General features: G+C 37.6%; 2 protein-coding genes and 1 pseudogene. 1 reads left to right on the forward strand and 2 read right to left on the reverse strand.

What is annotated here, in order from left to right:
* A pseudogene (locus AC3AX0_RS08895) lies at positions 1–330 on the forward strand (hypothetical protein); the annotation flags it as partial.
* Positions 331–377: 47 nt separating this feature from the next.
* Here the strand turns inward: AC3AX0_RS08895 and AC3AX0_RS08900 are convergent.
* Together AC3AX0_RS08900 and AC3AX0_RS08905 are read right to left on the reverse strand one after the other, a co-directional pair.
* Positions 378–941, reverse strand: coding sequence for an HDIG domain-containing metalloprotein (locus AC3AX0_RS08900; RefSeq protein ID WP_487549944.1), 564 nt, complete (start codon positions 939–941; stop codon positions 378–380).
* 180 nt (positions 942–1,121) lie between these two features.
* Positions 1,122–3,196 (reverse strand): hydratase (locus AC3AX0_RS08905; RefSeq protein ID WP_487549945.1); only part of this gene is annotated, 2,075 nt, incomplete at its 5' end.

The raw sequence follows: 3,196 nt of genomic DNA on the forward strand, positions 1-3,196 counted from the left end.
ATCCATAAGGATCTTAATCGCCCCTTTCAACATATTAATAGCAATAATCCTTGGATTTCTAGTGTTTTTAAATATATCATGTTCATTTACATGTATACGCTACCAAGACAATGCAGACTAGATACCAAGTTCAGTGGAATTATCGGCATACTACCAAGCTTTCTTACAGGTTTTGCATGCTGTGTATCGAGCTTCATAATACCATTAGCTTCTGTAATAGGCAGTTCAGCTTCTTTTTTAACAAAATTCTTTAGATGGATATTACCTGTGAGTTTCGCTCTACTAGTTTATGGAGCCATAAACGGACTGCGTAAAGTTAGCAAAACATAATAAAAAAATTCTGCCTAATCTAGGCAGAATTTTTAATTGACTAATTCTTATGCAAGAAGACTGTATCCATCCTGAGCAATCAATACGTCATGCTCTATAAGTCCGTTTACAATTGTATCTATATGGTCTGCAAACTCAACTCCCACTTCTTCCATTGAAGATATGAGCTCTTCTCTGTTCACAGCAGCTGCAAATTTTTTATCCTTCATTTTCTTTTTAATGGATTTCGCCTTTAGTCCTTCAAATTTTGTAGGTCTCATCAAAGCCACAGCAATTATAAAACTTGCCATCTCATCTACTGCATGAAGGCATTTTCTCTCCATCAAATCCCTTGGTACGTTCATATTTTCTCCATGAGAAAGGATTGATTTCACAAATTCGTCGTCAAAACCTGCTCCTTCAAGTAGTTCAGGTGCATGGTGCGGATGCTCGTCAGGATACTTTTCAAAGTCGATATCATGCAATAATCCAAGATTACCCCATTTATTTTCATCTTCTCCGAACTTCTTTGCATAAGCAATCATTGCAGCTTCAACGGCAAAGGAATGTCTCAATAACTGATTCGATGTTACGTGCTTCTTTAATAGTTCCAATGCTTCATTTCGATTCATATTTACCTCCATCAGTATATAATCCTTTTACTCACGAATTCATATACTGTCATTATATTTTATGAATTTCTAGATTACACTACCTATAACAGTATACCCATTATTGCTTTTGATTGCAATGCAGTGACAAAAAAATCCCCAGGCTTTTCTCCAAAACCTAGGGATTAATAATACTATTTACTACTTGTTTCTATGATAATTAATTAAACTTCCATCTGTAATAATATTCTTCTCATCATCTGTCAGGTTGTCAAGCTGTAGGTCAATAACCTTTATTGTTTCTCCGATGACATATGCCTTGATTTTTTTCATTCCGGTCATGACAGCATCTTTTGCATCTGGTATAAATATATAGTCGCCTTTTTCAAATCCAGGTTCTCCGTCTATTATGAAAGGCACCATCCCCCAGTTGATAAGATTTGATCTATATCTCTTTGTTGCATACTCGTTTGCAATGTTTGCCCATGCTCCAAGTACCTTCTGACAAGATGCAGCATGCTCCCTTGCCGAACCATCTCCTGGTTTCTTTGCAAATATTGTACTTCCTAAAGATATGTCTCCAGCAGTAATATCGCTTTCTAATTCTTTGATTTTCTCAATAATTTCTTCAATTTCAGTTACTTCTCCAGCAATAAACTTCTCACTCAAATCCCTTACTTCCTTTGCCTTTTCTACATATTCAGGATCTGTCCTTGAAAGCGTGAATTCCGCAAGTATATGTGGATTTGATCTGAATGAAGATGTTTCTCCTGACGGTATAAGCTCATCAGTAGTTGTAACTTCCGCTGTTAAATAGCTTACAACCTTAAGAAGAAGATGCTTCTTAAGAGCTTCCATCTCTGGCCAGTCTTTAATGTTTGGACCGAATGCAAGTTCATTCTTTTTATTGAATTTCTTTGTTCCGTTATAGTTTCTTCTTTCATATATATCGCCGTTGAAATTGTATTCCGGATTTGAATAATTTGCTTCAATCTCGTCGGCTCCAGTTAGTACTCCACCATTTGCAGCAGTTGCCGCTATTGACTTGGCATCCATAAGTGCCACAGCAGAAATCTGTCCGTCAGAAGGCTTTGATCCTTCCCTATTTGGAAAATTCCTTGTAGTATGTCTTATAGAAAACTCATTGTTTGCAGGGGTGTCTCCAGCTCCGAAACATGGTCCACAGAATGCAGACCTTATTATTGCACCGGCATCCATAAGCTTTCCTATTGTTCCGTTGGATACAAGCTCCTTGTATTCTGGCTGACTACCCGGATATACGCTCAATGTGAACTTGTCATTTCCTGTTGATTTACCCTCAAGGATATCTGCTGCAGCTACTACATTGTCAAAGGTTCCACCTGAACATCCTGCAATAATTCCCTGATCTACATGGAATTCACCGTCTACAACTTTGCCCTGAAGATCAAGCTTTGCTCGTTCTCCATACATCTTCTTTGCTTCTTCTTCTATTCCTACAAGAATCTCAACTGTATTTTTCTTGAATTCTTCAATAGTGTAAACATTACTAGGATGGAAAGGTATTGCGATTGAAGGCTTAATTTCAGATAAATCAACATATACAATACCGTCATAGTATGCAACCTTTCCAGGATTAAGCTCCTTATATGCTTCCGGTCTTTTGTGTATATCAAAGTATTCCTTTACCTTTTCATCTGTTCTCCAGATTGACGACCAGCATGTAGTTTCAGTAGTCATAACATCGATGCCGTTTCTAAACTCAACACTAAGATTCGAAACTCCGTCGCCTATAAATTCCATTAATTTATTTTTCACATAACCGTTCTTGAAAACCTTACCTATTATCTGAAGGGCAACATCGTGAGGTCCTATAAATTCAGAAGGCTTACCGGTAAGATATATTGCAATGGTTTCAGGTCTCTTTACATCATAAGTACTTCCTACAAGCTGCTTTACAAGCTCGCCTCCACCTTCTCCTACTGCAATGGTTCCCAATGCTCCATATCTTGTATGTGAATCAGAACCTAGAATCATTCTTCCACATCCAGCCATCATTTCCCTGTTGTATGAGTGAATTACCGCCATATGTGGAGGTACATATATTCCACCATATTTCTTTACAGCTGAAAGTCCAAACTTGTGATCGTCTTCATTGATTGTTCCACCTACTGCACAGAGAGTATTATGACAGTTTGTCAGTACATATGGCATTGGAAACTTCTCCATTCCACTTGCTCTAGCAGTCTGAATTATTCCTACATATGTAATGTCGTGAGATGTAAGTGAATCAAATT

The sequence above is a fragment of the Dethiosulfatibacter sp. genome (genome assembly GCF_983023055.1).